The sequence below is a fragment of the Pseudomonas sp. B20(2017) genome (assembly GCF_002113125.1).
Classification (GTDB): domain Bacteria; phylum Pseudomonadota; class Gammaproteobacteria; order Pseudomonadales; family Pseudomonadaceae; genus Aquipseudomonas.
In genome coordinates this window covers 162,272-186,436 of the sequence record NZ_NEJP01000013.1, presented here as the reverse complement: position 1 = coordinate 186,436, position 24,165 = coordinate 162,272, and the positions used below count along the sequence as shown (strand labels likewise).

Below are 24,165 nucleotides of genomic sequence, written 5' to 3'. Positions count from 1 at the left end.
CATGCGTCATCGTAAAAGTGGGCGTCACCTGAGCCGCACCAGCTCGCACCGCAAGGCCATGTTCCAGAACATGGCGGTGTCGCTGTTCGAGCACGAGCTGATCAAAACTACTCTGCCAAAAGCCAAAGAACTGCGCCGCGTTGCCGAGCCGCTGATCACTCTGGCAAAGACAGACAGCGTTGCTAACCGTCGTCTGGCTTTCGACCGTACTCGTTCGAAAGCTATCGTTGGTAAGCTCTTCAACGACCTGGGCAAGCGTTACGCTACCCGTGAGGGTGGCTACCTGCGCATCCTCAAGTGCGGTTTCCGCGCTGGCGACAACGCGCCTATGGCGTACGTCGAACTGGTTGATCGTGCTGTCGGCGGTGAAGCAGTATCCGCTGAGTAAGACATCAGTCTGTAACAAGGAACCGGGCCCAGTGCCCGGTTTTTTGTGCCTGTAAGAAATGCGCCGTTCGTACAAGCATCTACCCTGTTTGGGTCTGCACTATGTGCGGGGATTTATCGTTAGTTTTTCTCTATTGATGACCATCAGTTAATGAATTTGTGGCTGTCATATTGATGATCGATACTCCCCAACAAGCCGATTAGCCGGCAGTTCAAGACCGATAGAGGAAGAAGATCGCATGAGCCAGAACAAGACGCTTACGACCGCCAGTGGCGCACCTGTCGCCGATAACCAGAATTCTCGCTCCGCCGGCCCTCGTGGTCCGTTGTTGCTCGATGATTTTCATCTGATCGAAAAGCTTGCTCACTTCAACCGGGAAAACATCCCTGAGCGTCGTGTGCACGCCAAGGGTTCGGGCGCATACGGCACTTTCACGGTCACTCGCGACATTACTCAGTACACTAGCGCCAAGTTGTTTTCTGCTGTCGGCAAACAGACGCCGACCTTCCTGCGTTTTTCGACGGTGGGTGGCGAGCGTGGCTCGGCCGACACCGAGCGCGATCCGCGTGGCTTCGCCCTCAAGTTCTACACCGAAGAAGGCAACTGGGACATCGTCGGCAACAACACGCCGGTGTTCTTCATTCGTGATCCGCTGAAATTCCCTGACTTTATCCACACCCAGAAACGCCTGCCGCAAAGCAACCTGAAAAGCGCGCAGATGATGTGGGACTTCTGGTCGCATTCGCCTGAAGCACTGCACCAGGTCACGATCCTGTTCTCCGATCGCGGCATTCCGGACGGCTATCGCCACATGCACGGCTTCGGCAGCCACACCTACAGCCTTATCAACGCTCAAGGCGAGCGGCATTGGGTGAAGTGGCACTACAAGACCAAGCAAGGGATCAAAAACCTCGCGCCGGCAGACGCGGCACGTTTGGCGGGCACAGACCCCGATTACGCCCAGCGCGATCTGTTCGAAGCCATCGAGCGCGGTGACTTCCCGAAATGGAGCGTGTGCATCCAGATCATGACCGAGGCTCAGGCCGCAGCTCACTACGAGAACCCGTTCGACGTGACCAAGACCTGGTCGCAGAAAGAGTTCCCACTGATCGAGGTGGGTGAGCTGGAGCTGAACCGTAATCCGCTGAATTACTTCGCTGAAGTCGAACAGGCAGCGTTCGGTCCGAGCAACATGGTGCCTGGTGTGGGTCTGTCGCCGGATCGCATGCTGCAAGGTCGTGTGTTCGCCTACGCCGATGCCCATCGCTACCGCGTAGGCACCAACCACCAGCAGTTGCCAGTAAATGCTCCGCGCAGCCCGGTGAATACCTACCAGCGTGATGGCTCGATGGCTTTTGGCAGCAATGGTGGCGCAGCGCCGAACTACGAGCCGAACAGCTACGTAGAGTCGCCGAAACAAGCCCCACACTATGCCGAGCCTGCACTGGCGTTGAGTGGCTCGGCTGATCGCTACGATCACCGCGAAGATACTGACTATTACAGCCACGCCGGTGCGCTGTTCCGCTTGATGAGCGACGAGCAGAAAGCGTTGCTGGTCAGCAACATCGCCGGTGCGATGGCGGGTGTGTCGACTGATGTCGTCGACCGTCAGTTGCAGCATTTCCACAAGGCTGATCCGGCGTACGGAGAAGCAATCGCAAAGCTGCTCAACGTACAGCTTAACGAAGTCTAAACGAGAAGCAGAACCGCCCTCATTCGGGCGGTTTTTGCGTTATTTAGGTTGATTTTCTCAGAATATCTTCGCTTTTATTGCGCGAAGTGAGTGACCTTCCAGTCAGGTTGGTTCAAACTACAGACTTTCAAGCAGGGAGATGTAGGGCGATGCAAGGCCACCCAGACGTTATCGATTACCTCAACACGTTGCTGACCGGCGAACTGGCCGCGCGTGACCAATATTTCGTTCACTCGCGGATGTATGAGGACTGGGGATTCACCAAGCTCTACGAACGAATCAACCACGAGATGGAAGAAGAGGCCGGTCACGCCGATGCACTGATGCGCCGGATTCTGATGCTCGAAGGCACTCCGCGCATGCGCCCGGATGACTTGGACGTCGGCACCACGGTAGAAACCATGCTCGAGGCGGATCTGCGCCTTGAGTACAAGGTTCGTGCTGCACTGTGCAAAGGCATCGAGCTGTGTGAAAAGAATGGCGACTATGTAAGCCGCGATATCCTCAAGCTTCAGTTGCATGACACCGAAGAAGATCACACCTACTGGCTCGAAAAGCAGCTGGGCCTGATCAAGCTGATCGGTATCCAGAACTACCTGCAGTCCCACGCGTCCTGATTGCAGCCGATACAAAATAGCCCCTGTCACTGACGAAGTGACAGGGGCTTTTTCATGCCCGGCGATCAGGCCCGATCGCGGATCAGCAGCGGCTTGAGGTAATGGCCGGTGTGAGACTGCTTCATCTCGGCCACTTCCTCCGGCGTACCGGTGGCGATGATCTGCCCACCTTTGGAACCACCCTCGGGGCCGAGATCCACCAGCCAGTCGGCCGTCTTGATCACGTCGAGGTTGTGCTCGATCACCACTACGGTGTTGCCGTGGTCGCGCAGGCGATGCAGTACGTCGAGCAGTTGCTGGATATCCGCGAAGTGCAGACCGGTGGTCGGCTCATCGAGGATGTACAGGGTCTTGCCGGTATCGCGCTTGGACAGCTCGCGGGACAGCTTGACCCGCTGGGCTTCACCACCGGACAGCGTGGTGGCCGACTGCCCGAGCTTGATGTACGACAGACCCACATCCATCAGTGTTTGCAGTTTACGCGCCAACGCCGGCACTGCGTCAAAGAACTCCCGCGCTTCCTCGATGGTCATCTCGAGGGTTTCGTGGATGCTCTTGCCCTTGTATTTGATCTCCAGGGTTTCGCGGTTGTAGCGCTTGCTCTTGCACACGTCGCACGGAACGTAGATGTCCGGCAGGAAGTGCATTTCCACCTTGATCAGACCGTCACCCTGGCAGGCTTCGCAGCGACCGCCCTTGACGTTGAACGAGAAACGACCCGGGCCGTAACCACGGGAGCGGGATTCGGGCACGCCGGCGAACAGTTCGCGGATCGGTGTGAACAGACCGGTATAGGTCGCCGGGTTGGAGCGCGGCGTACGGCCGATCGGGCTCTGGTCGATATCGACGACCTTGTCCAGATGCTCCAGGCCTTTGATGCTGTCATGGGCTGCCGCTTCCAGAGTGGTCGCGCCGTTGAGTGCGGTGGCACTCAGCGGGAACAGCGTATTGTTGATCAGTGTCGATTTGCCGGAACCGGAAACACCGGTCACACAAGTCAGCAGGCCGATCGGGATCTCCAGGTCGACGTTGCGCAGGTTGTTGCCGCGCGCGCCCTTGAGTGCTAGGACCTGCTTCTTGTTGCGCGGCGTGCGCTTGGCCGGCACTTCGATCTTGACCCGGCCCGACAGGTATTTGCCGGTCAGCGAGTCCGGGTGGGCCATGACTTCGTCCGGCGTGCCTTCGGCGACGATCTGCCCGCCATGAACCCCGGCGCCCGGGCCGATATCCACTACGTAGTCAGCGAGACGGATCGCGTCTTCGTCGTGCTCGACCACAATCACCGTGTTGCCGATATCGCGCAGGTGCTTGAGGGTGCCGAGCAGGCGATCGTTGTCGCGCTGGTGCAGGCCAATGGAAGGCTCATCGAGGATATACAGAACACCCACCAGGCCCGCGCCGATCTGGCTGGCCAAACGAATCCGCTGGGCTTCACCACCCGACAGGGTATCGGCACTGCGATCCAGCGACAGATAGTCGAGACCGACATTGACCAGAAACTGCAGACGCTCGCGAATTTCCTTGAGAATCTTGTCAGCGATCTCGCCACGGCGGCCGGTCATCTTCAGCGCGCCGAAGTAGTCGCAGGCATCGCCGATCGGAAGGTTGGTCACTGCCGGCAGGGTTTTCTCACCGACCCACACATGCCGCGCTTCGCGACGCAGACGGGTGCCACGACAGTCCGGGCAGGACTGGGTGCTGAGGAACTTCGCCAGTTCTTCGCGCACGCTCGCCGATTCGGTTTCGCGGTAGCGGCGCTCGAGATTAGGCACGATGCCTTCGAACGGGTGCGAGCGCTTGACGATGTCGCCCCGGTCATTAAGGTATTTGAAATCGACATTCTGCGAGCCGCTGCCGTGCAGGATGTATTTCTGTTGATCGGCCGGCAGCTCGTTGAACGGCTGCTCCAGGCTGAAACCATAATGTGCGGCCAATGAGCCGAGCATCTGGAAGTAATAGACGTTGCGCCGGTCCCAGCCACGGATCGCGCCTTCGGCCAGGGTCAAATCACCGTTGACCAGTCGCTTGATGTCGAAAAACTGCTTCACTCCCAGACCGTCGCAGGTCGGGCAGGCGCCGGCCGGGTTGTTGAAGGAAAACAGCTTGGGTTCCAGCTCGCTGATCGCGTGGCCGCAGATCGGGCAAGCGAAGCGCGCGGAGAAGATCATCTCTTCGCCCGGCTCGTCGTCCATCGGCGCCACCAGGGCGATGCCGTCGGCCAGCTTCAGCGCGGTTTCGAAGGATTCCGCCAGACGCTGCTGCAGGTCGACGCGAACCTTGAAGCGGTCGACCACCACTTCAATCGTGTGCTTCTTCTGTTTATCCAGCTTCGGCAGTTCGTCCAGCTCGCAGAGCCGACCGTTGACCCGGGCCCGGACGAAGCCCTGGGCGCGCAGCTCTTCGAACACCGACAGGTGCTCGCCCTTGCGCTCGCGGATCACCGGCGCCAGCAGCATCAGCTTGCTGCCTTCCGGCTGCGCCAGTACCAGGTCGACCATCTGGCTGACGGTCTGGGCTTCCAGCGGGATGTCGTGATCCGGGCAGCGTGGCGTACCGACGCGTGCATAGAGCAGGCGCAGGTAGTCGTAGATTTCAGTGATGGTGCCGACCGTGGAGCGCGGGTTGTGCGAGGTCGACTTCTGTTCGATGGAGATCGCCGGCGACAGACCTTCGATGGTGTCGACGTCGGGTTTTTCCATCATCGACAGGAACTGCCGGGCATAGGCCGACAGGGATTCGACATAGCGGCGCTGGCCTTCGGCGTAGAGCGTGTCGAAAGCCAGGGACGACTTGCCGGATCCGGACAGGCCGGTGATGACGATCAGTTTGTCCCGTGGCAGGGTCAGGTCGATATTCTTCAGGTTGTGGGTGCGGGCCCCACGAATCAGGATCTTGTCCAAAATGGCCTCGCTCGGCGGGCGTCGAAAACACAGGAGTATACGGCCAAATACTGGATGGATGCACACTATCAAGTGAAGGGTTTTTTGCCTTACATGAAGAGAGTTTCATCTATACGCGTCAAAGCGTCGCGATATACCCCGTCTTTCGATGGGACTGGTAGAATCGCCGCCGGTTCACACGAGGTTTTTCCATGCACGATCCCCACAGCGAACGCATGAGTGGCAGCGAGACCCGCGCGGCGAGCGGTCTGGCCCTGGTGTTCGCCTTCCGTATGCTTGGCATGTTCATGGTGTTGCCGGTACTGGCGACCTACGGCATGGATCTGGCGGGAGCGACCCCGGCCCTGATCGGGCTGGCGATCGGCGCTTACGGCCTGACCCAGGCGATTTTCCAGATTCCGTTCGGGATCATTTCCGACCGTATCGGCCGGCGTCCGGTGATTTACCTGGGGCTGATCGTCTTTGCCCTCGGCAGCGTGCTGGCGGCTCAGGCCGATTCGATCTGGGGCGTGATTGCCGGGCGGATCCTGCAGGGCGCCGGCGCTATTTCCGCAGCTGTCATGGCCTTGCTCTCCGACCTGACCCGCGAACAGCACCGCACCAAAGCCATGGCCATGATCGGCATGACCATCGGCCTGTCGTTCGCCGTGGCGATGGTGGTCGGCCCGCTGCTGACCCGTGCGTTCGGCCTGTCCGGCCTGTTCCTCGCCACCGGTGGCATGGCACTGGTCGGGATCGTGATCGTGATGTTCATGGTGCCGAAATCCACCGGGCCTCTGAGCCACCGCGAATCCGGCGTTGCACGCCAGGCGTTGATGCCGACGCTCAAGCACCCGGACCTTCTGCGGCTGGATCTGGGCATTTTTGTGTTACATGCGATGTTGATGTCGAGCTTCGTCGCTCTGCCCCTGGCGCTGGTGGAAAAGGCCGGACTGCCCAAGGAACAGCACTGGTGGGTCTACCTCACAGCCTTGCTGATCTCTTTCTTCGCCATGATCCCGTTCATTATCTACGGCGAGAAGCGACGCAAAATGAAACGAGTTTTGCTCGGTGCCGTGATGACGCTGATGCTCACTGAGCTATTCTTCTGGCAGTTCGGCGACAGCCTGCGGGCTTTGGTGATCGGGACGGTGGTGTTCTTCACTGCGTTCAATCTGCTGGAAGCATCGCTGCCGTCGCTGATCAGCAAGGTTTCACCGGCAGGTGGCAAGGGCACGGCCATGGGCGTGTACTCCACCAGTCAGTTCCTCGGTTCGGCACTCGGCGGGATTCTCGGCGGCTGGATGTTCCAGCATGGCGGTCTGTCGGTTGTGTTCCTCGGATGTGCCGGGCTGGCTGCACTTTGGCTGGCCTTTGCTGTTACCATGCGCGAACCTCCCTACGTGACGAGCCTGCGCCTGCCGCTGTCGCCCGAAGCGATCCGCGAAGCGGGTCTGGTCGAGCGTCTCAAGGCCCTCGTAGGGGTAACTGATGCAGTGATAGTCGCTGATGAGGCTGCCATCTACATCAAACTGGACACCGAATTAATGGATCGCACCACTCTCGAACGCCTGGTGAACAACCCGGCGCAGACTGCGTGCGAAGCCTAGGAGAACGTTATGGCCCGTGGGGTTAACAAAGTCATTCTGGTCGGTACTTGCGGCCAGGATCCCGAAGTACGCTACCTGCCCAACGGTAACGCCGTGACCAACCTGAGTCTGGCGACCAGCGAGCAGTGGACCGACAAGCAGACCGGTCAGAAGGTCGAGAAGACCGAGTGGCACCGCGTATCGATGTTCGGCAAGGTTGCCGAAATCGCCGGCGAATACCTGCGCAAGGGTTCGCAGGTTTACATCGAAGGCAAGCTGCAGACCCGTGAGTGGGAAAAAGACGGTATCAAGCGTTACACCACCGAAATCGTGGTCGACATGCAAGGCACCATGCAACTGCTGGGCGGCCGTCCACAACAGGGCGACCAACAAGGCGGTGGCAACAACTATCAGCAGCAGGCGCCACGCCAACAGGCTCCGCGTCCGCAGCAGTCGGCACCTCAGCAGCGTTCGGCCCCGGCTCCACAGCAGGCCGCACCGCAACCGGCTCCGGATTTCGACAGCTTCGATGACGATATTCCGTTCTGATTCGCTGCTGTATCCGCGCTAAATAAAAAGGCCCGTCGCTGAACACGACGGGCCTTTTTTATGTGCGCGGGTTTTCAGTCAAGAATCAGATGCGGCAGGAACCGGCTCGAATCCTTGGTGATCAGGCTGTTGTCTTCGCGCACGCCAATCCCGGCCGCCTGGTCGCCGATCACCCACGAGCCAATCAGCGTGTAGCTGTCGTCGAACTTCGGCAAAGGGGCAAATTCCTGCAGGATGAAAGGCGCGTCGGTGTAGGGCCCATCCTCTTTGACGATCAGGCCTTCAGCGGTCTGCAACTCGATGTTCGCACCTTCCCGGGAGAAGTACGGTTTACGCACCCAGCCCTTGGGCACCGCGCTGCCCGGATTCGGGTCGAGATGTGCGGCGAGCAGGTTCGGATGGCCTTTGTGCAATTCCCAAAGCAACGGCAGGGCGCCTTTGTTGGAAAGGATCGACTTCCACGCCGGTTCGAAAAACTGGGTGTCGCACTCGGCAATCGCCGCGCCGAACGGCTCGTGGAAAATGAACTCCCAGGCGTGCAGTTTGAACAGGTGCGGGATCCAGCGATCTTCGAGATCCACGAAACGCCCGTCAGCGCTCAGACCGATGTCTTCAATGTCGATATGCCGCGATTCGATGCCGACCTTCTCTGCGATCAGCCGCAGGTAATCCGTGGTGCCCTTGTCTTCGACCGAGTCTTTCATCGAGGCGAAGTAAAACGGCCGCTTCAGTTTCAGTTGAGCAAAGGCTTCGTGCAGCCGGGTGTCGATGCTGTTGAACTGGTCGGCATGGCGCGGCAGCAGCCCGCGCTCGATGCATTGCTCCAGCCAGCCCCACTGGAACGCCGCCGCTTCATAAAGGCTGGTGGGCGTGTCGTAATTGAGTTCGAGCAGCTTCGCCGGGCCGTTGCCGCTGTAGGAGAAGTCCATGCGCCCGTACAGATGCGGATGACCTTCCAGCCAGGACGTTCGGATCATGTCGTAGTACGGCGCCGGAATGCTCAGGCGATCCAGCAGTTCTTCGCTGTGTACGACGCGGTCGACCAGGTCCATGCACATCTCGTGCAGTTCAGTGGTCGGATCCTCCAGATCGTTTTCGATCTGCGCGAGCGTGAACTGGTAGTAGGCGCGCTCGTCCCAGTACGGTTCGTCGTCGATGGTGTGAAACAGAAAGCCGAGGCTTTCGGCAGTCTGTTTCCAGTCGTGGCGCTCGGCGCAGTGGATCTTCTTCATGGTCAGCTGCTCGAACGGCCCCAGCCGCCCCAACCGCTGCGCGCGCTGGACTGGCTGCCGAAACCGCCACGGGAGGTGGACGAAGCCACGTTGACCGGTTTGCGGTAATCGCTGTCGTAGTCCCGCTGGCTGCGGCTCGGCGCCGACTCGATCCGACGGTTCAGCGTCGAAGTGTCGTAGGTCAGGCGGGTATTGCGCTCACGATAAACCGGCCGCGAGTCGATCGCGCGGTTGTTGCTCATGGCATTGCCGATCAGCCATCCGGTGAGCCAGCCGTTGCCTGCACCGCTGGACGAGTGCGAAGTGCTGGTCTGATTGCTCTGTACGGCAGTCGCATCGCCGGCGGGCATCTGGGCATTGGCAATCGCATCGAGGTTCTGCGCAGGCTCGCCGTCCTGCGGCACCTTGAAACCACCAAGTTTCGGCACGAAACGGCCAGCGGAATTTTTCTGACACCAGTCTGCGGCAAAGTCCGCGTCGCATGCAGCCTTGTCGTCGTAGGCCGGGGAAATGCGCCGGTGCTCGGTCAGGGCGGCGACGTAGGCGTCCGAACAGACATCCGCCGCCACGTCGGCGTCGACGCATTGCTCCACACTCTGGAAGCTCTGGGCCGCCACTTCACCGGAAATCGCTAGGGCCACCGAAGCGGCCAGCGACAGTTGAACGTACTTGCTTCGTTTCATCTCAGGCTTCCTGCCGGTCAGTAGGACGGGGTCATGCACGCGGCGTTGAGCATGCCGACGCTGATCGCCACCGCCGCTACATAGATGCCCGCGGCGATTTCACCGTTGGCGATGCGCTGGGACGTGCCCTTGAGCACCAGCCCGGTTGCCAGGAAAGCCAGCAATTGCACCGCGGCCGCGATCACCGCCCAGAGGACGAAGTCGAGGACGTTGATCGAATGAGCGATCACGTTGCTCGCCGGGATCGCGAAGCCGATGATTGCGCCGGACAGGGCAATGGCGGCGGCGCTGTTGCCGGAACGGATCAGCTCGAATTCCTTGTGCGGCGTGATACGGGTGTAGACGAACTGAAACAGCATGAACAGCAGCACGGCGCCGATCAGGTAGGCGACGAAACCGACCAGTGCGGCTTTGTTCAGGGAAATGGACAACGCTTCCAGCATGGAAAACTTCCTTTTAGATGGTGCTCAAATCAGTGGTGTACAGCGAGATGCCCAGCGAAGTGCTCAGGCTGACGGTGCCTTCTTCGTCCTGCTCGACGGAGAACAGCAAGAGCTCGCGGCGATCGGTCAGGCCGGTCTCGCGGGCGTAGAGCATCGAGTGATGGTTGATGGTGTAGGACTCGTCCGGGTTGATCACCTGTTCGGTGAGCGGCACCAGTTCGGTCTGGCCGCGTTCGGTGCCCCATTCACGGGTGTATTCGACACCTTCGTGGCGATAGGTCGGCAGGCCGATCAGGCTGTTCGGCCCGGCCAGGCGCTGCAGTTCGGCGTCACTGTTGACCGTCACATAGCTGACGTAATTGAACAGCGTCACCGATTCGATCTGATCGTCGCCCGTGACATGGATCTGTACCCAGAATTCTTCATCGTTCAGGTAGTAGCGATGCAGTTTGTTCGACTGTCCGAGGTCGATCCAGCCGGCGCTCCAGATGGCCTGGGCGTCGGGAACCCGCACCGAGGTGCTGCCGTCGAGCAACAGGCCGAGGGTCGTGTCGAAGCGGATCGCCTTGCCCTGCGCCAGACCGAGCGGGCCGCCGGCAGACTGTGACGCCGGCGCGGTCGACTGCCAGTTGCTGGTGCCGAGCAGATCTTTGAACCATCCCATGGGTACATTCCTTGAAGCGGGTGGAGGTATTCGTTGGCAAAACGCCGCTAGTGTACCGGCCTCGTGGCGAACGAGCAGGCAAAAAAGAAGGGCACCCGGTGCCCTTCTTTTTTCTCGCCGCCGTTACTGGGCGGACTTCTGCTTCAGACGCTCGAGGATGGCGTTGGCGCTGCCTTCGTTCGGCGTGATGCCGGCTTCGCGCAGCTTGCGATCCAGGTCGTTGCCGGTCGACGCATCGGCCAGCTCGTCGGCAGCACTCAGCTCGGCAGCGCGTTGCTGCTGCTTGGCTTGCAGACGGTTCAGGGTGCCGACAGCGGTTTCCAGCTTGCCGTTGGCACCGCCGCTGGCGATCGAAGCGCTGACCTGCGCCTTCTGCACGCTTTCACGGGCCTTGGCCATGTCCACTTGCTGGCGCAGGCTCTTGATCCGTGCTTCGGCCTTGTTGATGTCCTTGCGCATGTTGTCGGCGTAGGTGCCGAACTCGTCGCTCTGCTTCTTCTCGACGCCCAGGTCGTTGGTCAGGGTCGAGATCGCTTCGGCCACTTCCATCGCCAAATCTTCACGGCCGGCGTTCAGAGCGGAAACGGCTTTGGCTTCCAGGTCCTTGATCTTGGCTTCGTACTCGCTCACGCGGTCGGCAGACAGTTTGTGCTTGGCCATGATGGTGACCAGTTCGCGACGGGCGTTGGACAGCGCGCTGTCGGCGTCACGGATTTCCTGATCGAGGATGCGCAGGGCCTGTTGGTCGGCGATCGCTTCGCCGACTTCGTTGGCGCCGCCGCGCAGCGCGGTGAACAACTTGCTCCAGATGGACTGAGTCATTGGATATTCCCTGTTGATTACTTGAAGAAGTGTTCGAAGGCTTCGCTGGCGCGCTGCACGTTGTCGACCAGGGTTTTCACCTCGGTGACCACGTTGGTCAGGCTCGAATCGGCACTCAGTGCACCAAACATGTTGTAGACGGTCTGGCCATTGGGCATGGTCTCGATGCCGATCGACGACAGCGGGAACATTTCCCGGCTGCGCAGTACGGCGTCGTTGAATGCACGCACATCGGTGATCGAATCGATGTCCACCAGCACGGTGTCGACGATGATCTGCTGACCGGCGATGGCGATGTGAATTGGCAGACCGCCGAATTCGTTCATTTCCAGCTTGAGGCTGGGTTCGGAGCTCTGGATCAGAGACAGCGTGATCTCTTGCGAAGCCACCTCGTCCAGCGCCTTGAAAGCGTTGTAGAGGCTATCGATGTTCCAGTTGTTGCCTGCGCTCATGTAATTCTCCGACATGAAAGAGCCAGCCAGAATCGGTTGGCGTAGCTGTTGCTCCATTTGCTTGAGCAAGCTTCGGTTTTCCGGAAGCACCCAAGTTTCGTGTTTCACATAACCGGCGGCAGCCAGGCCCGCGCGCATCTGCTTCATGTAGAAGCTCGACGGTTTTTTCGCGGACGGTGTCGAGCGCACTCCCTTTGGGCTCTCTGACTTGGTGGCGGGGGAGCGGCTTCTCATGGCGATGACTCCGTTATGAACATCTCACGCGTGAGCGACACTACAGCCAAATCAAAATGCCATCAATGGCTCACGCGTGAGATTTTTGTGACACACAAACAAAAGCGCCCGCAACGAGGCGGGCGCAGGTTTTTCCGGGGCTGTCCGCGCAGGGCTCAGCGGCTGGCGGCGAGGAACTCGTCGGTGGACACCACGCTGGCGTAGGCAAACCCCAGCGCCGACATGAACGCCGCATGCACGTGGGCGGCTGGCACGGTCAGACCGTTGAATTCCAGGTCACGGCTGGCGCAAGCATCGTGGATCACCGTAACGGTGTAACCCAGATCGGCCGCCGCACGGGTGATGCCGTCGACGCACATGTGGCTCATGCTGCCGACTACTACCAACTCCTTGATGCCTTGTTCGTCGAGGATCGATTGCAGCTCGGTTTCGCGGAACGAGTTGACGAAGTGCTTGAGCACCACCGGCTCGTCGGCGCGGTTGAGCACTTTCGGATGCAGCTTGGCGCCCTCGGAGCCCGGTGTGAAAAACGGTGCCTCGGGCGAGGTGAATTCGTGGCGGATGTGCACCACCGAATCACCGGCCTCGCGGAATGCCGCGATCAGCCGGGCGGCGTTGTCCGCGGCGGCGTCGGCACCGACCAGCGGCCACTTGCCTTGGGGGAAGTAGTCGTTCTGGATATCGACTACGATGAGCGCTTGCTTGGCCATGGGTGTGTCCTCGAAGTGAAGGTTGGGTGTGGGCTCAGTATTGGTGCTGGCCACGTTTTCGAGGATTGGCCGCACCGACAATACACAGGGGAAAACTGACAATGGCTGCTGAAAGGATCGTCGCGGAGCTCGGCGTGCTGATCTATCCCGGCGCGCAAATGGCGGCGGTACATGGCCTGACCGATCTGTTCGGGGTGGCCAACCGGATCGCTGCCGAGCATCAGGCGGCACAGCTGCCACTGCTGCGGATCAGTCATTGGCAGGTCGACGGTGATCAGCCCCCCGTGCGCGTTTACGACAGCCTTCCCGGTGCCGAAAACGGTTTGCTGGCGGTACTGATCCCACCGTCCATCGCCGGTTTTTCCGCTGCACAGATGCCGGCCGGTCTGATCCCCTGGTTACGTGAGCAACATGCGCGGGGCGCGACACTCGGCGGGGTCTGTGTCGGCTCGTGGTTGCTGGCCGAAAGCGGCTTGCTCGACGGTCGCAGCGCGACCACGCACTGGACGTCGGCCAAAGCCTTCGCCGAGTGTTACCCCAACATCAGGCTCAAGGCCGACACGCCGATTGTCGACGATGGTGACCTGATTACCACGGCGGGGCTGATGGCCTGGTCAGAGCTTGGTTTGCGTCTGGTGGACCGATTGCTCGGGCCGAGCATCGCCAGCAGCACCGCGCGGTTTCTGGTGGTGGAGCACAGCGACAGCGCCAGCGAGTGCGGAAGCAATTTTGCGCCGATCCTCAACCATGGCGACGGGGCGATCCTCAAGGTTCAGCACTGGCTGCAAGGCAATGGTGCGACCGATGTCTCGCTGACGGCGATGGCCGAACGCGCGGGCCTCGAGGAACGTACTTTCCTGCGTCGTTTCCGTGCGGCGACCGGTCTTAAACCCACCGAGTACTGTCAGCACCTGCGGGTCGGCAAGGCCCGGGAAATGCTCGAGTTCACCAATGGCACCATCGACCACATTGCGTGGACGGTGGGTTATCAGGATCCGGGCGCCTTTCGCGCGACGTTCAAGAAAATCACCGGGCTGGCGCCGAGTGAATACCGCACGCGATTCGGCGTCAGCCCGCCGCCGGCCGTCGCGAAGTAAACCCCGCCTGTCGTGCAAAATGCCGGAGCCGACAGAGCCGTCGTGCAGATTGAAACAGGCGGGGTGCCAGCACGGGGTGTCCAAGTGGCTGATTAACGGGATGTTTCCACTGAACGCCCGTTGGCCTGATCTCTGCACCCTCTGACCTACATTCAAACCGCCGTTGGAAGGGGGACGCATGACCCCGACATCCCGCAGGAAAGTGGTCGTCGCCCATTCGATTCGGCCCGGCGCGCCACAACATGAAGTGCAGACCAACAAGGCCCTCGCACGATGGCTGGCGCAGATCCTCGGCCTCAAGTTTGGCGGCAGTTACGACGCCGAAAAACATGGCGGCCGGGATATTTATCTGCTGCCGACCCAGACCCTCGTCGGCGCGGCGGCTCGCGAACTGGGCGTGAGCGGCCCGGACGATTTGTGGGGCGGTTTCGTCGAGCACGATTTTATTTGCACCAAAGCCATCAGCCACGGTTTGCGCAGCCATCAGGCCCATGCGCCGCAAGGCTGGTCGCCGCTGTTTTCCGAGCGCACGCGCAACGTCGTTCTCGACGGGCTCAGCGTTTTTGCGCTGGAAGATGCGCGGCCCGCCGCCGAACACTTGTTGTACAGCGGACCGATCCGTCTCAAGCCGATTCACGCCTGTGCCGGACGCGGTCAGGAAGTGATCAAGAGCCTTGATGCGTTCGACGAAATTCTCGCCCGACCCGACGCTGAACAACTGTTCAGCGATGGCGTGGTGCTTGAGCAGGACCTGAGTAAGGTGGTTACCCACAGCGTTGGTCAGTCGTTCATCGGCGACCGGGTGTTGAGTTACTGCGGTGATCAATACTTGACCGACGATGCCCATGGCGAAGAAGTGTACGGCGGCTCGAACCTGCTGGTGGTGCAGGGCGGTTACGAGGATCTGCTGGCGCTGGATTTGCCCGACGACGTGCGTCTGGCGATCCAGCAGGCGCAGGTGTTCGACCGGGCGGCGGACGAAGCCTATCCGCGTTTCTATGCCTCGCGGCGCAATTACGACATTGCCCAGGGCCTGGACAGCGAAGGCCGGCCGCGCAGTGGCGTACTCGAACAGTCCTGGCGCATGGGCGGCGCCAGCAGCGCGGAAGTGGCGGCGCTGCAAAGTTTCGTCAACGATCCCTCGATGCGCGCGATCCGCGTCTCGTCGGTGGAGACCTATTCCGATCAGGCCCTGCCGGCGGATGCCATCGAGGTGTATCGCGGCCCGGCCGAGAACAGCGACTTTCTCCTCAAATACGTAACGGTCAAATCCTATGACGGCTAGAAGCGAAAGCATTCAAATCGACATTGATGATGAACAGATGAGCGGGACGTTCCTCAGTCCCAAATCGAAAGTCCCCGGCGTGTTGTTCGTGCACGGCTGGGGCGGCAGTCAGGAGCGGGATCTGGAACGGGCCAAAGGCATCGCCGGCCTGGGCTGCGTGTGCCTGACGTTCGACTTGCGCGGGCACACCGGCGGCACCGGCATTCCGCTGAGCCGGGTCACCCGCGAAGACAACCTGCGTGACTTGATGGCGGCCTACGACCGGCTGCTCGCCCATCCGGCGCTGGACACCTCGGCCATCGCGGTGGTGGGCACCAGCTATGGCGGTTATCTCGCCTCAATCCTGACTTCGCTGCGTCCGGTGCGCTGGCTGGCGCTGCGGGTGCCGGCGCTGTATCGCGACGAGCAATGGCACACGCCAAAACGCGATCTGGACAAGGCCGATCTGCGCGATTATCGCGGCACCCTGGTGCGCGCCGACAGCAACCGCGCCTTGCACGCCTGCTCGCAATTCACCGGGGACGTGCTGTTGGTACAGTCGGAAACCGATGACTACGTGCCCCACGCGACGATCATGAGTTACCGCGCCGCGTGCCAGCAGACCCACTCGCTGACCCACCGCATCATCGACGGCGCCGACCACGCCCTGAGCGACCCGACCTCGCAGCAGGCCTACACCTCGATTCTCGTGGACTGGATCACCGAAATGGTAGTGGGCGAGCGGTTGAGCATCATTCAGTCGACATGAGTCTGCGCCGACCTTGCCGGCGCTTTCGCGAGCAAGCTCGCTCCCACTGGTGGAATGCGTTTTCCTGTGGGAGCGAGCTTGCTCGCGAAGTCGTCCTGTCAGGCGACATTGATCACTTGGGTTTCTTCTCGATCCGCAACGCCTTGGCCTTGGCTTCTACCACCAGGTACATCAGCACGGTGATCAGCAGCGGCAGCAGGAAATAGATTGCCCGATAGGCCAGTAACCCGGCCACCAGACTGCCGCGCGAAACCTCGTGCTGCAGCAGCGCCACGAACACCGCTTCCAGCACGCCGAGCCCGGCGGGAATGTGGGTGATGACCCCGGCAATCGCGCTGATCAACAGCACCCCGAGCACCAGCGGGTAGTCGAGCTTGCTCGGCAGCAAGGTGAAAATCACCGCTGCCATGAGCGACCAGTTCAATGCCCCGAGCAGCAATTGCAGGATCGCCATGCGCAGCGACGGCAGATTGATTTCCACCCCGCGAATCGACCATTCGCGCCGCCGGGAAAACTGGCAGGCGACCAGATAGCCGACACTGACCAACAGCAGCAACACACCAATGCCCTGCAACGCACCGCTGCTGATTTTCCAGCCCGGTGGCATGCGCACCAGCCCGCTGGCGAACACCACGCCGGCGATGGTCATGTAGCCGAACCAGTTGGTCGCCAGGCTCAGGCCGAGGATCTTGGCGATGTTGCTTTTGCTCACCCCGAGTCGCGAATAAAGGCGATAACGCATGGCGATCCCGCCGACCCACGCGCTCAGATTGAGGTTGAACGCATAGCTGATGACGCCCACCGGCAGGATCTGTTTCCACGTCAGATCCTGGCGGATGTAAGTGCGGCCGATCAGGTCGAAACTGGCGTACACCAGAAAGCTCAGCAGAGTCAGGCTAGAGGCGATGATCAGCGTGCGCACCTTGAAGTCGGCGAGGGTTTGCAGCACCTCGGCCCATTCGATGCGACTGGCGAACATCGTCAGCAAAACGATCAGCGCAAGAAAGAACAACAGGGTCAAAGGACGTTTCCAGCGGCTCCAGCGGGACTTGCCCGCCGGTGCCGGATGCACCGCCGCGTGGGCTTCGGAATGGCTCATGACGGATCGCTCCCGGCAGCATGGGTGAAGGGTTTGAGCCGTGGCTTGTGCGCCGGCAACCAGCCAGCCATCGCCGGGAAATGCCGCAGGAAGTGAAACACCAGAAAGCCCACGGTCATGTGCCAGATCCGCCCGCGCGGCGACTTCGCGGCGTCCATCGCCTTGCAGTGGTTGTGGCTGAGGTCTTCGAGACGTTCGAACAGCAGACGATTGAAGGCTCGGTCGCGAATCAGCACGTTGGCTTCCAGGTTCAGCGACAGGCTCAGCGGGTCGAGATTGCTCGAACCGACGGTGCTCCATTCCTCGTCCACCAGCGCCACTTTGCCGTGCAGCGGCCGCTCGCAATATTCGTGAATCTGCACCCCGGCCTTGAGCAGGTAGTCGTAGGTCATGCGCGCGGCGAGTTTGGCCACCAGCATGTCCGGCTGCCCCTGCAGAATCAGCCGCACCTCGACCCCGCGCCGGGCCGCGTTGCGGATCTCGCGCAGCAGGCGATAACCGGGAAAGAAGTAGGCGTTGGCGATCACCACCCGCCGTTGGGCGCGGCGCAGCACCTGCAGATAGACGTCTTCGATATCGGTGGGGTGGCGGTCGTTGTCGCGGAACACCAGACGCACCTGACCGTCGTGATCATCGAATGCCATCTCGGCGCGCCGCTGTCGACGGCGTTGCCACCAGAACCTCGCCCGTCCCGGACGGCCGCTTTGCAGCAAGGCGAAATGATGGATGTCGGCCACCGCCGGGCCCTGAATTTCCACCGAGTAATCCTGCTTCGCTTCGGGGCCGAAATCGGCCAGGTGATCGCCGGAAAAATTGATCCCGCCGATGAACGCAATCAACCCGTCGACCACCACGATCTTGCGATGCAACCGCCGGAACCAGTTGGTGCGAATACCCAGATGCTTGGGGGCCGGATCGAAGATCTGCAGGTGGACGCCGGCATCGCTCAACGCGGTCAGATAACCGGTGTTCAACTCACCGCAACCAAAGCCGTCGAGGCTGACGGTGGTGCGCACGCCACGCCGGGCGGCATCGATCAGAATCTCCTGCAATTCCTTGCCGACCTTGTCTTCGAAGACGATGAAGGTCTCCAGCAGGATTTCGCATTTCGCCGCGCGCATCGCTTCGAACACCCGGGGAAAATATTCCTCGCCGTTTTCCAGCAGCTCGAGCCGGTTGTTGCCCTGCCAGCGATACTCGACATCGACGGTGCCCGGCTCGCGCACGGGCGGGGTGATGCTGACCGGCTCCACGGCGGATTTCTCCAACGGTGCACTGCTCATAGTTCTATCTCCACCGACAGCGGCGCGTGGTCGGAAAGGTGTGACCAGGGACGGTTCGCCAGCACTTTGGGCTGACTGGCCTTGAGGTTGCGCACGTAGATCCGGTCCAGGCGAAGCAGCGGCATGCGCGCGGGAAAACTGCGCGCCGGTTTGCCGTGATGCGCCGCAAACACTTCACGCAGGCCACAGGGTTCAAGCAAGGTATCGGCGCGCTGGCGCCAGTCGTTGAAATCGCCGGCGACGATCACCGGCGCATCACCGGGCAGCTCGGAAAGGCGTTCTCGCAGCAAGCCCAGTTGGTCGTTGCGATGGCTTTCGCGCAGGCCCAGATGGACGCAGATCGCGTGAACTTCACGGTCGTCTTCCGGCAGACGCAGCACGCAGTGCAACAGGCCGCGGTTTTCGTGGCCGCTGATCGACACATCGAGATTGTCGTGGCGCACGATCTGGAATTTCGACAGCAACGCATTGCCGTGATCGCCGTCCGGGTACACCGCATTTCGCCCGTAGGCGAACTGCGGCCAGAGGCTGTCGGCGAGGAACTCGTACTGCGGCATTGTCGGCCAGTTGTTGTAGCGTTTGGGATGGTGCTCGTGGGTGCCGTGGACTTCCTGCAGAAACACCACATCGGCGGACACGCTGCGCACCGCTTCGCGCAATTCCGGCAGGATGAAACGCCGGTTCAGTGCGGTGAAGCCCTTGTGAGTGTTGACCGTCAGCACGGTGAAGCGGCGCACCGTGGTGGTGACTGCTGCTTGCTCGTCGGTGAAGCCGACCGGCTCGGGAATGCTCATGCGAGTACCCCTTCGGCAACCGGTTCACCGGGTACTGTTTCGAGGGTTTTATCCAGATCGAAAAGCTGCAACAGGCTGCGGGCATCGAAGGGCGCGCGAACCTTGATGTCGTTGTCGAAGTAGCAGAAAACCTCGCGGGACTTACGCGCCCGAGGCTTCAGGCGCGGCGCGATCAAATGGGCGTCGCCCGGTTGCCGGCCATGGTGCCAGGCGTCGATCCGCTCGGCCCAGCGTTGCAGCGCGGCGTCGGTGTAACCGCTGGCGTAAAGCTTCTCGGCACCGTGCAGGCGCAGGTAGACGAAATCGCTGGTGAGGTCTTCGCGGTATGGCCATTTCCCGGCGGTGTCGGCGATCACCAGCGCGGTGTTGTAGCGTTTGAGCAAGCGCACGAAGTCGGGGTCGATGAAACTGTCGTTGCGGATTTCCACGGCATGGCGCAGTGGTTTTTTGCCGTAGGCCTTCATGCTCGCGTGGCCGTGCAGGTGTGAATCGTGCTGGCGAGCGAGGTCGGCGGCGGCCTGGGTGTCGTGGGGCAACTGTTCGAGAAAGGCTTCGAAACGCTCAGGATCGAAAGTGAAGTTGGGCGGGAATTGCCAGAGGACCGGGCCGAGTTTTTCCTTCAGTTCCAGCACCCCGGAGGCGAAGAAGTTGGCCAGGGGTTTTTCGATATCGCGCAGGCGGCGGATGTGGGTGATGAAGCGCGGCGCCTTGATGCTGAACACGAAGTCATCCGGCGTTTCGGCGTACCACTGGGCGTAGCGTTCCGGCCGTTGCAGGGCGTAGAACGATCCGTTGATTTCGATGCTGTTGACCGCCCGTGAGGCGAACTGCAATTCGCGTTTCTGCGCCAGCCCCTTCGGGTAAAAGTCCCCGCGCCACGGAGCGTAACGCCAGCCTGAAATACCGATATGAATCGTTGCCATGCCGCCCTCCCGTCGAAAGTCCCCATACGGCCTCTGTCTGTGGATGACTGTGGGCGGTTCGGGAAAGTTTCGACGGGATTACGGACGGTATTTGTGCGGCAGCATCATAGAAATGTGGGAGCGAGCCTGTTCGCGATAGCGGAGTGTCAGGCACATCAATTTTTGAATGTGCTGCCGCAATCGCGAGCAGGCTCGCTCCCACAGGGGCATCTTGCGGATCAGTGCCCGGTGACGATCCGGGTCGAGCCTTCGGCGGGTTCGGCGTACACCGGGCCCAGCCGATCGAGGCGACCGCTCCAGGCGGTCAGGGCCAGCGCCACCAGCACCACCAACCCGCCGATCCATGCAGTGTGAATCAGGCCGATGTGCTCGACGATCAGGCCGCCACCCCACGCACCGCCGGCAATCCCGAGGTTGAACGCGGCAATGTTCAGGCCCGAGGCCACGTCCACGGCGTGCGGTGTGTGATGTTCAGCCTGACGCACCACATACACCTGCAAGCCCGGCACGTTGCCGAAGGCGACTGCACCCCATACCAGCACGGTGGCCAGTGCCAGCCATGGGTTGCCAGCGGTGAAGGTAAGTACGAACAACACGGCGGCGAGCAGGGCAAAGATTATTTTCAGCGCGCTGATCGGCCCGCGTTTGTCCGCCAGTTTGCCGCCCCAGATGTTGCCGACGGCCACCGACACGCCATACACCAGCAACACCAGGCTGACGGTGCTGGCGCTGAAACCGGAGATGTCCTGAAGGATCGGCGCCAGGAACGTGAAGGCGATGAACGAGCCGCCGTAACCGATTGCCGTCATGGCGTACACCAGCAACAGGCGCGGTTGCTTGAGCACCTGCAATTGCTGCAACAGCGAGGCCGGTTTGCTGTGGGCAATGTTGTTCGGCACATACAGCAGGCTGCCAATGAACGCGATGACGCCGAGTGCCGATACCGCGAGGAAGGTTTCACGCCAGCCGAAATGCTGACCGATGAACGTGCCCAGCGGCACGCCGGTGACCAGCGCCACGGTCAGGCCGGTAAACATGATCGCAATTGCACTGGCGGCTTTTTCCTTGGGCACCAGGCTGGTGGCGATGGTCGAGCCGATGGAAAAGAACACGCCGTGGGCCAGACCGGTGACGATCCGCGCCAGCACCAGCGATTCATAACTCGGCGCCAGCCAGGCCAGCAGATTGCCGAGGGTGAACAGCACCATCAGCGACAGCAGCAACAGTTTGCGCGGGACTTTGCCGGTGAGGGCGGTCAGCACCGGCGCACCGATGGCTACGCCCAGAGCGTAGAGACTGACCAGCAGACCGGCGGACGGCAGACTGACGCCGAGATCGGCGCCGATGGTGGGAAGCAGGCCAACGATGACGAACTCGGTCGTCCCGATGGCGAAGGCGCTGAGAGTCAGCGCGAGCAGGGCAATGGGCATGACGGCACTCCGGTGGGGGATTGAATGGAGCGCAGTGTCGGGGTTTGGTGGGGGTGGAAAAATACAAGGAGTGGCATTTGATATTTGCGTGCCACGCAAATATCCCCCCTTGAGGTGATCGTTCCCACGCTCCGCGTGGGAATGCAGCCAGAGACGCTCCGCGTCTCGAAGAGCGGACGCAGAGCGTCCAGGGAGGCATTCCCACGCAGAGCGTGGGAACGATCAGTGAGGGGGAGGGGAAGCATGGGAACGATCAACGAGGGGGTGGAGCGTGGGAGCAATCAAAAGGGCGCTCTTGAACTTTGCCGGGCCAAAACCGATCAGTTCCTTACAGGTTCAACCAAGGGAGCTCTGCGTTTTGACCAGGTTCAGGATCGCGATTCTATTGGGGGCATTGCTGTTGTTCGGCGGCAATGCAGTGCAAGCCGCCAGCCTGCCGGGCGTTCCGGCGGCCAGTGAAGAGCCGGCCAAACCGGAACCGATCGTGCAGGGCGGACTGCTCGGCGCCATCAGTTCCAGCATCGACGACGTACAGGACAAACTCGATCTCAACGAGCATCTGGTCGACGCCTGGCGCCTGCGTGCCGACCGGGCGGCGGATGAAGTCGACAGGCTGGTCAACCAACCCTCGAACCGCTCCGGCTGGAGCGTGGCGGGGGATTTACTGATGCTCTCCGGCGTGTGGCTGGGCACCTTTGCCGTGTTGACGGTGCTCGGCAGCGTGCTGGGCAAACGTCTGCGGGAGGGGCGCTGGCTGCGCACCCGCCAGCGCAGTCAGGACCTGCTCGGTTACCTGTTGCCCTACACGCTGCCCGCGCTGATCTGCCTGCCGCTGACCCTGTACGTCAGCCATTTTCTGTCGGCCTCGGTCGGTCGCGCGCTGGCGCTGTGTTTTGCCTACGCCACCAGCAGCGGGATATTTTCCACGTCGATGCTGTTGTGCGTGGTGGTGATGTTCAACGTCGGCCACAAGCGCCGCGCCGTGCAGATCATCCGCGACTACTGCCCGAAACCGCTATTCATGATCGGCTTTCTCGCCGCGTTGAGTGACGCCCTGACCAGCCCGCAGATCGCCCGGCAACTGGGCGGCAACATCACCAGCAGCATCGCGGTGTTCACCGGGCTGCTGGCGTCGATCATCTTTGGTCTGCTGGTGATTCGCCTGCGTCGGCCGGTAGCGCACCTGATCCGCAACCGGTCGCTGGTTCAACGTCTGAAGCAGCCGTCGCTGCAGGAGTCACTGCGGATTTTTTCCGGGCTCTGGTACTGGCCGATCGTGCTGATGGTGCTGGTCTCGGCGGTCAATCTGATCGGCATCGGCGAGGACAACCAGAAAGCCCTGCGCTGCGCGTTGTTCACCACCGTGCTGTTGATCGGGACGGTGTTTCTCAGCACCGTCCTCCAGCATCTGTTCAAGTCGCGCAAGGCCGAGGCGATCCAGCGTAGCAGCGCCTACAAGGAACGCTTTCTCAGCCTGTTGCACGCCTTGCTGCGGATCGTCATCGCGATTGTATTCATCGACATTCTCGGTCGGATCTGGGGTGTGTCGCTGCTCGACTTCGCGCAGAGCAGCACGGTTGGTCGGGCGATCAGCAATGCCCTGAGCAGCATCGGCCTGATCTTCCTCGTGACGTGGCTGCTGTGGGTGGTGCTCGACACGGCGATTCAGGAAGCGCTGAAACCACCGGTCAGCAAGCGCTCGGCGCGCCAGCCCAGCACCCGGGTGAAAACCATCCTTCCGCTGCTGCGCAACGCGATCAAAATCGTCCTGGTGGTGATCTGCGCGATCACCACCATGGCCAATCTCGGGATCAACGTCGCGCCGCTGCTGGCCGGTGCCGGGGTGGTCGGTCTGGCCATCGGTTTCGGCTCGCAGCAACTGGTGCAGGACGTGATCACCGGGCTGTTCATCATCATCGAAGACACCCTGTCGATCGGCGATTGGGTGGTGCTCGATTCCGGGCATGCCGGCACGGTCGAAGGCCTGACCATTCGCACCCTGCGCCTGCGCGACGGCAAGGGCTTCGTGCATTCGGTGCCGTTCGGCCAGATCAAGGCTGTGACCAATCAATCGCGGCAGTTTGCGTTCGCGTTTTTCTCTGTCCAGTTCACCTACGACACCGATGTCGACAAGGCCATCGAGCTGATCCGCGAGGCGGGGGATTCGATTCGCGAAGACCCGTTCCTCAAGTACAACCTGCAAGGGCCGCTGGACGTGTTCGGCGTGGACAAGATGGACTTGAACGGCGTGGTCCTGACCGCGCAATTCCGTACGGTCTCGGGCGGGCAATATGCGGTGAGCCGCGCGTTCAACCAGCGTCTGAAGAAGCTTGTGGATAACAGCCCGTGGGTGCATTTCGCGCAAACTTATCCACAGCAGGTTTTGTTGCCCAAGCGAAAGGAAGAAGAGGTGGCGCCGGCGCATTCGTCGGTGGTGTTGCCGGAGCAATCGCCGACTCAATAGGAGGTCTTGTGGTGCTTGTGCCGGCCCCTTCGCGGGCAAGCCCGCTCCCACAGTGATTTGTGGTGCGGCTGCTATTTCGGTATCACA

The 24,165-nt window shown here is 61.1% G+C and carries 22 protein-coding genes; 9 read left to right on the top strand and 13 right to left on the bottom strand.

What is annotated here, in order from left to right:
• Position 1 precedes the first annotated feature (1 nt).
• The 3 genes from rplQ (at position 2) to bfr (ending at position 2,698) form a co-directional block, all read left to right on the top strand.
• The gene (rplQ, locus tag CAF63_RS19895) at positions 2–388 is read left to right on the top strand and encodes a 50S ribosomal protein L17 (RefSeq protein ID WP_007955635.1); all 387 of its coding nucleotides are present in this window, start codon (positions 2–4) and stop codon (positions 386–388) included.
• A 238-nt stretch (positions 389–626) separates the two neighbouring features.
• Complete coding sequence (locus CAF63_RS19890; protein ID WP_085688064.1) at positions 627–2,081, top strand: catalase; 1,455 nt, start codon at positions 627–629, stop codon at positions 2,079–2,081.
• Positions 2,082–2,230: 149 nt separating this feature from the next.
• Positions 2,231–2,698 (top strand): bacterioferritin, encoded by a 468-nt coding sequence (gene bfr / locus CAF63_RS19885; protein ID WP_007955633.1) that lies wholly within the window; start codon positions 2,231–2,233, stop codon positions 2,696–2,698.
• Between the two features lie 65 nt (positions 2,699–2,763).
• Here bfr and uvrA read toward each other — a convergent pair whose 3' ends face one another.
• A complete protein-coding gene (uvrA, locus tag CAF63_RS19880) occupies positions 2,764–5,598 on the bottom strand; it encodes an excinuclease ABC subunit UvrA (RefSeq protein WP_085688062.1) in 2,835 nt (944 codons plus the stop codon).
• A 191-nt stretch (positions 5,599–5,789) separates the two neighbouring features.
• Here uvrA and CAF63_RS19875 point away from each other — a divergent pair, with 191 nt between their 5' ends.
• Positions 5,790–7,187 carry an MFS transporter gene (locus CAF63_RS19875; RefSeq protein ID WP_039771979.1) on the top strand — a complete coding sequence of 466 codons (1,398 nt, stop codon included), beginning with the start codon at positions 5,790–5,792 and terminating at the stop codon, positions 7,185–7,187.
• A 9-nt stretch (positions 7,188–7,196) separates the two neighbouring features.
• Positions 7,197–7,715 carry a single-stranded DNA-binding protein gene (locus tag CAF63_RS19870; protein ID WP_003228709.1) on the top strand — a complete coding sequence of 173 codons (519 nt, stop codon included), beginning with the start codon at positions 7,197–7,199 and terminating at the stop codon, positions 7,713–7,715.
• A gap of 74 nt (positions 7,716–7,789) precedes the next feature.
• On the opposite strand, the gene CAF63_RS19865 is transcribed toward CAF63_RS19870, so the two are convergent.
• From CAF63_RS19865 to CAF63_RS19835, 7 genes are all read right to left on the bottom strand, one after another.
• Positions 7,790–8,947, bottom strand: coding sequence for a glutathionylspermidine synthase family protein (locus CAF63_RS19865; protein ID WP_085688060.1), 1,158 nt, complete (start codon positions 8,945–8,947; stop codon positions 7,790–7,792).
• A 2-nt stretch (positions 8,948–8,949) separates the two neighbouring features.
• Positions 8,950–9,630, bottom strand: coding sequence for a DUF1190 domain-containing protein (locus CAF63_RS19860; protein WP_085688058.1), 681 nt, complete (start codon positions 9,628–9,630; stop codon positions 8,950–8,952).
• 17 nt (positions 9,631–9,647) lie between these two features.
• Positions 9,648–10,073 (bottom strand): DUF350 domain-containing protein, encoded by a 426-nt coding sequence (locus CAF63_RS19855; RefSeq protein WP_085688056.1) that lies wholly within the window; start codon positions 10,071–10,073, stop codon positions 9,648–9,650.
• A gap of 13 nt (positions 10,074–10,086) precedes the next feature.
• A complete protein-coding gene (locus tag CAF63_RS19850) occupies positions 10,087–10,737 on the bottom strand; it encodes a DUF2491 family protein (RefSeq protein ID WP_085688054.1) in 651 nt (216 codons plus the stop codon).
• Between the two features lie 123 nt (positions 10,738–10,860).
• The gene (locus tag CAF63_RS19845; protein ID WP_085688052.1) at positions 10,861–11,559 is read right to left on the bottom strand and encodes a PspA/IM30 family protein; all 699 of its coding nucleotides are present in this window, start codon (positions 11,557–11,559) and stop codon (positions 10,861–10,863) included.
• Positions 11,560–11,576: 17 nt separating this feature from the next.
• The gene (locus CAF63_RS19840; RefSeq protein ID WP_085688050.1) at positions 11,577–12,245 is read right to left on the bottom strand and encodes a YjfI family protein; all 669 of its coding nucleotides are present in this window, start codon (positions 12,243–12,245) and stop codon (positions 11,577–11,579) included.
• 155 nt (positions 12,246–12,400) lie between these two features.
• Positions 12,401–12,955 carry a cysteine hydrolase family protein gene (locus CAF63_RS19835; protein ID WP_085688048.1) on the bottom strand — a complete coding sequence of 185 codons (555 nt, stop codon included), beginning with the start codon at positions 12,953–12,955 and terminating at the stop codon, positions 12,401–12,403.
• Positions 12,956–13,056: 101 nt separating this feature from the next.
• On the opposite strand from CAF63_RS19835, the gene CAF63_RS19830 reads away from it, so the two are divergent.
• The 3 genes from CAF63_RS19830 to CAF63_RS19820 all read left to right on the top strand — a co-directional run bounded on the left by CAF63_RS19830 (position 13,057) and on the right by CAF63_RS19820 (position 16,085).
• Positions 13,057–14,052, top strand: coding sequence for a GlxA family transcriptional regulator (locus CAF63_RS19830; RefSeq protein WP_085688046.1), 996 nt, complete (start codon positions 13,057–13,059; stop codon positions 14,050–14,052).
• 178 nt (positions 14,053–14,230) lie between these two features.
• Complete coding sequence (locus CAF63_RS19825; protein WP_085688044.1) at positions 14,231–15,337, top strand: DUF3182 family protein; 1,107 nt, start codon at positions 14,231–14,233, stop codon at positions 15,335–15,337.
• Positions 15,327–16,085, top strand: a complete 759-nt coding sequence (locus tag CAF63_RS19820) for a S9 family peptidase (RefSeq protein WP_085688042.1) — start codon at positions 15,327–15,329, stop codon at positions 16,083–16,085. Before CAF63_RS19825 ends, CAF63_RS19820 begins: the two co-directional genes overlap by 11 nt.
• Positions 16,086–16,197: 112 nt before the next feature.
• Here the strand turns inward: CAF63_RS19820 and CAF63_RS19815 are convergent, their stop codons facing one another.
• The 5 genes from CAF63_RS19815 to CAF63_RS19795 all read right to left on the bottom strand — a co-directional run bounded on the left by CAF63_RS19815 (position 16,198) and on the right by CAF63_RS19795 (position 21,614).
• The gene (locus CAF63_RS19815) at positions 16,198–17,184 is read right to left on the bottom strand and encodes a lysylphosphatidylglycerol synthase domain-containing protein (RefSeq protein ID WP_085688040.1); all 987 of its coding nucleotides are present in this window, start codon (positions 17,182–17,184) and stop codon (positions 16,198–16,200) included.
• Positions 17,181–18,467, bottom strand: coding sequence for a cardiolipin synthase ClsB (gene clsB / locus CAF63_RS19810; protein ID WP_085688037.1), 1,287 nt, complete (start codon positions 18,465–18,467; stop codon positions 17,181–17,183). The genes CAF63_RS19815 and clsB overlap by 4 nt, the downstream gene beginning before the upstream one ends.
• Positions 18,464–19,261 carry an endonuclease/exonuclease/phosphatase family protein gene (locus CAF63_RS19805; protein ID WP_085688035.1) on the bottom strand — a complete coding sequence of 266 codons (798 nt, stop codon included), beginning with the start codon at positions 19,259–19,261 and terminating at the stop codon, positions 18,464–18,466. Before CAF63_RS19805 ends, clsB begins: the two co-directional genes overlap by 4 nt.
• A complete protein-coding gene (locus CAF63_RS19800; protein ID WP_085688033.1) occupies positions 19,258–20,184 on the bottom strand; it encodes a DUF72 domain-containing protein in 927 nt (308 codons plus the stop codon). The genes CAF63_RS19805 and CAF63_RS19800 overlap by 4 nt, the downstream gene beginning before the upstream one ends.
• A 218-nt stretch (positions 20,185–20,402) precedes the next feature.
• Positions 20,403–21,614, bottom strand: a complete 1,212-nt coding sequence (locus tag CAF63_RS19795) for an MFS transporter (protein WP_085688031.1) — start codon at positions 21,612–21,614, stop codon at positions 20,403–20,405.
• A 358-nt stretch (positions 21,615–21,972) separates the two neighbouring features.
• On the opposite strand from CAF63_RS19795, the gene CAF63_RS19790 reads away from it, so the two are divergent.
• Positions 21,973–24,078 carry a mechanosensitive ion channel family protein gene (locus tag CAF63_RS19790; protein ID WP_085688029.1) on the top strand — a complete coding sequence of 702 codons (2,106 nt, stop codon included), beginning with the start codon at positions 21,973–21,975 and terminating at the stop codon, positions 24,076–24,078.
• Positions 24,079–24,165: the final 87 nt, after the last annotated feature.

Bases quoted from the DNA above. Each gene is read 5' to 3' on its own strand.
- rplQ (WP_007955635.1), top strand. From the start codon at position 2: ATGCGTCATCGTAAAAGTGGGCGTCACCTGAGCCGCACCAGCTCGCAC.
- CAF63_RS19890 (WP_085688064.1), top strand. From the start codon at position 627: ATGAGCCAGAACAAGACGCTTACGACCGCCAGTGGCGCACCTGTCGCC.
- bfr (WP_007955633.1), top strand. From the start codon at position 2,231: ATGCAAGGCCACCCAGACGTTATCGATTACCTCAACACGTTGCTGACC.
- CAF63_RS19875 (WP_039771979.1), top strand. From the start codon at position 5,790: ATGCACGATCCCCACAGCGAACGCATGAGTGGCAGCGAGACCCGCGCG.
- CAF63_RS19870 (WP_003228709.1), top strand. From the start codon at position 7,197: ATGGCCCGTGGGGTTAACAAAGTCATTCTGGTCGGTACTTGCGGCCAG.
- CAF63_RS19865 (WP_085688060.1), bottom strand. From the start codon at position 8,947: ATGAAGAAGATCCACTGCGCCGAGCGCCACGACTGGAAACAGACTGCC.
- CAF63_RS19860 (WP_085688058.1), bottom strand. From the start codon at position 9,630: ATGAAACGAAGCAAGTACGTTCAACTGTCGCTGGCCGCTTCGGTGGCC.
- CAF63_RS19855 (WP_085688056.1), bottom strand. From the start codon at position 10,073: ATGCTGGAAGCGTTGTCCATTTCCCTGAACAAAGCCGCACTGGTCGGT.
- CAF63_RS19850 (WP_085688054.1), bottom strand. From the start codon at position 10,737: ATGGGATGGTTCAAAGATCTGCTCGGCACCAGCAACTGGCAGTCGACC.
- CAF63_RS19845 (WP_085688052.1), bottom strand. From the start codon at position 11,559: ATGACTCAGTCCATCTGGAGCAAGTTGTTCACCGCGCTGCGCGGCGGC.
- CAF63_RS19840 (WP_085688050.1), bottom strand. From the start codon at position 12,245: ATGAGAAGCCGCTCCCCCGCCACCAAGTCAGAGAGCCCAAAGGGAGTG.
- CAF63_RS19835 (WP_085688048.1), bottom strand. From the start codon at position 12,955: ATGGCCAAGCAAGCGCTCATCGTAGTCGATATCCAGAACGACTACTTC.
- CAF63_RS19830 (WP_085688046.1), top strand. From the start codon at position 13,057: ATGGCTGCTGAAAGGATCGTCGCGGAGCTCGGCGTGCTGATCTATCCC.
- CAF63_RS19825 (WP_085688044.1), top strand. From the start codon at position 14,231: ATGACCCCGACATCCCGCAGGAAAGTGGTCGTCGCCCATTCGATTCGG.
- CAF63_RS19820 (WP_085688042.1), top strand. From the start codon at position 15,327: ATGACGGCTAGAAGCGAAAGCATTCAAATCGACATTGATGATGAACAG.
- CAF63_RS19815 (WP_085688040.1), bottom strand. From the start codon at position 17,184: ATGAGCCATTCCGAAGCCCACGCGGCGGTGCATCCGGCACCGGCGGGC.
- clsB (WP_085688037.1), bottom strand. From the start codon at position 18,467: ATGAGCAGTGCACCGTTGGAGAAATCCGCCGTGGAGCCGGTCAGCATC.
- CAF63_RS19805 (WP_085688035.1), bottom strand. From the start codon at position 19,261: ATGAGCATTCCCGAGCCGGTCGGCTTCACCGACGAGCAAGCAGCAGTC.
- CAF63_RS19800 (WP_085688033.1), bottom strand. From the start codon at position 20,184: ATGGCAACGATTCATATCGGTATTTCAGGCTGGCGTTACGCTCCGTGG.
- CAF63_RS19795 (WP_085688031.1), bottom strand. From the start codon at position 21,614: ATGCCCATTGCCCTGCTCGCGCTGACTCTCAGCGCCTTCGCCATCGGG.